Source organism: Photobacterium sp. OFAV2-7, assembly GCF_022347985.1.
Taxonomy (GTDB): domain Bacteria; phylum Pseudomonadota; class Gammaproteobacteria; order Enterobacterales; family Vibrionaceae; genus Photobacterium.
On record NZ_JAKRFQ010000553.1, the window covers coordinates 1 to 3462 of the forward strand.

The 3462-nt window shown below is 45.9% G+C and carries 2 protein-coding genes; both read right to left on the bottom strand.

Annotated features, from left to right (window positions below):
• On the bottom strand, positions 1-727 hold a 727-nt coding region (locus tag MHN01_RS20720), incomplete at its 3' end, for a hypothetical protein (RefSeq protein WP_239413160.1).
• Between the two features lie 13 nt (positions 728-740).
• The coding region (locus MHN01_RS20725; protein ID WP_370646533.1) for an endo alpha-1,4 polygalactosaminidase at positions 741-3462 on the bottom strand (2722 nt) is incomplete at its 5' end.

Consider the following 3462-nt stretch of genomic DNA (forward strand, 5'->3'; position numbering starts at 1 on the left):
CGTTATAGCTGTCAATGAACTGTTTGCTTAATTCTGGCTCGTTGGAAGATAGCAGTAAGGCCAGTAATGACTTGGCCTGTTCAATATTCTCAAACTCCCTAAATGCATCCAACTGAAGCTTCAGCGAGTTATCATAGTCTGAATTATGTAGCGCGAGAGTGATCAGTTCCTGGTGACTGGTTTCACCGCTTTGTAGATGTGGTAGTAATAGAGCCAAACCTTTTTCTGGCATTGAAAGTTCAATGGCGGCATCGGCAAACTGACGCGCCATTTCTGCCTCGGGAATATATTCTGTGCTACTAATTATGCGCTTAATTCTGCTTTCTATTTCGCTATTAGCGCCATTCTGATGGAAAATATCCAGCAATAGCTGAAGGTAGACACTAAAGGCACCCCAGTCTCTGGTGGCATCGTCGTAGGTGAGGATGGTTTCTGACAACGCTAACGCTTCTTTGCGGCGATCGAGTTGTATATAGGTTTCGATCATCAGTTTGATGACTTCTCGGTTGTCAGGTTCCCTACTATTGATTTCACGTAAAAAGGCCAGTGATACATCGGGTGAGGAAGAGCGTGCAACGAGTTTGATCAGCATGTTCTGGCTAGGCGAGACCAACCATAGCGCCCACAATGAGGTAATAGTAAGAACAGCCAAGGTTCGCTTGTTGACCAGGCGTATCCTCGGCTTTTTTCTTTTACCTGAGTGGGGGCGTTTTATTGATACTGCCATGCGTAGTTCACCGTTAGTCGTTCTTGTTGGTTGTTACAATTTGACTACTGCAGCGTAGTGAACCAGAGAAAGTACCTGCCTTAGATGCACGATATCTGATCCCGCGATTCGCGATGACAGTTGCTTTTAGTGTCGAGTCACTGATGAGTTTGCACCCTGAACCATTGGCGATTTCAAACTCAAGCGGGGTATGACTCTTTATTGTCCAGTACGTAATTGCTCCGCCTTTTTTCCATTGTATAAGCTGGCCGTTGGCATTTTTTAGATAGGTGTCTTGGTTTTGAATGTTAGCCAAAGCAATAACACTGCGTGGCGCAGATAGAGTCAGGAACTTACCATTCGGCCCTTGCTCCCATCCAGCAATATTGCTTTTTGAGATAACCGGAAAGCCCATAGAATTCGGCAGGCGGATGCTTGTAACGCCCGAACTGGTGATTTGCCAATTACCATCGAGGGTTTTCGCAATTCCTGTTTCATACAGCGTGCGAGCACGCTTGGCATACTCGCTCAGGTAAAGGGGGGTGGTCTTTTGCTTCACTGCCCAGTCATAGACGTCAAGAAGACCTTTCAACGAGGCAGGGTAAGCGCCTGAGTACATGTGATAGTAGATAGCGATAGTTTTCAGTCGGCGTGGATTACCAAGTAACTCGAATGTTTCTACTGCACGTCCGTAACCATCGTGGTGCTCAGTCCAGAGATTGGTATATAAGTTTTCGTTTAGTACCGGCGCATAGACTTGGACCGCTGAGGGATACCAGGCAATAGTGGGCGAGACCTGGGTATAGTTGTCATTTCCCTTTACAACATAGGTGTTGCCGCCGTTAACATTGAGCAGGTTGGCCTTTTCTGCAATGGTCAAAATATCTTCTTTGGGATCGGCTTTTCCTGACCACAGTATCAGCTTTGTTTTCTTGCCTTTGGGGGCGAGGTTCTTGTTGATGTAGTCAACACTACCGATGATCTCATTGTGATAGTCCAGGGTGTAGCCAGGAATAGGCAGGTGATCACCATACTGCTTTTTCTTAAATGTCTTGGTCTGGTCCCAGAAGAAAGGATGGCTAAAGGTATGTGATGCGATCTCTACATTTGGCAATGCAAATATGTCACGGGCGACAGCTTCCATGGCTTCGCTTTCATCAGGATATAAACCACGTTTTCCAACCTCGCCTTCAATTACTGAAACAGTTTGTGGCAAGTCGTATTTTTTAAAAACATGCTTTAGCAGTACTTCTGCGGTATAGGGTTTTCCCGGGAACCAGGCTTTAGATGGGAAGCCGTCACCGTCGACATGGCTGGTGAGGATCCTCCTGCCTGATTCCGTCGTGGCATCGGCGGCGGGAATAACCGGAAGGTCCAGTGTCTCGTCGATTAGGCGGAAAGGATCAATTGACCAAGTTTCGGTGTTGTTTGCCAGGTTAAGCACTGGTAGTGGGGCCAAAACTGCGCCTCCCCAGGGAGCCTTGAACAGGAGGCCTGAAGAATGACCGTTTTCATCGGTTGCTTCAATTAGCGGAGCGATGTTAGCACTGCTGGCAATCCAGCGCGGATGAACTTCAAACTCGCTAAAAGTGGGAGGGTAGCGATTAGCCAGCCAGTCACTGCCGTGACTGATAGCAACTTTACCGTTTAGAGTTCCACCTACGGTAATACCTAGCTTGGTTCGTAATGTTTCATTCGTAGGCAGTGACTTGATAAAGAGGACTGGGCGTTCGTCAATGGTATGGAAAAGCCATTGTTGAAGTTTGGGATTGCTTTGATAAGAACCTTCTTCCAACCACAGCAATACGGCAGCGTACCGACTTAAGTCGATATTATCGATATTGGTTGTTCGGATATCCCTGCATTCGGGGACGTAACCTTTGTACTCGATAGGCATCGAGATCATCCGGTGGCACTCTGATGACGAAAAATCAGTAAACTGGCTGTCGTAAAAGCCGAGAATTCGTTTAGCAACTGGTTCGATTGTACTTACACCGAACTCATAGAGCATGCCGTCACTGACATACGGTGTATAGCCTTCATTAAGCAAGCGTTTCGCGGCTGAAATCTGTGCTTCACGGTCTTTCGCCGGTATATAGTCAATAACAATTGCCTCGATGCCACGAGCTTTAACTTGATTCAGTTTGCCGGTAAGCCACTCTGAATCAGAGGGTTTGATCTTTTTATAGCTATTATCGACTGGGCGATAGCTATTGTAGAGAGACTCTGCGAGTACGGCTGAGATTGGATGCTCTAGCTGCCCGATGATTTCAAAGCCACGGTTTAGAATGAGTTGTGGTTTACCCGATAGGAGATCAAGTTCGGCAATGATCTTAACAAGAGCCTGTTGCTGCTCTTTCTGTTGTATGTCGGTTTTTGCAAAAAGGTAATAGCTGTCCAGAGTATCAAGAAATAAGCCATCAAAGCCTTTGGCGAGATAAGACTCTGCTTTATAGGTTAAATAGCCTTGCCATTGGGGATTGGTTAAATCCATGGCATAACTTTGCCAGTTTTCATTTCTTGCCGGAGAGGCATTTTGTAAGTTATTTGGTAAGTGGCGGTCGTCAAATTCGCCAATACTCAGGTAGGCAAAAACTTTTGTTTGTGCTTTTTTTAATGTCCCTATTTGTTTTGTGGTAATTAAATCAGGCGTAACAACAACACGCTCGTAATTCATTAACTCACGTACTGAGTCAATCGTATTGTAATAGAAAGCGATTGAAGACGGTGTCTGTGCAAACACTAAAGAAGACAAG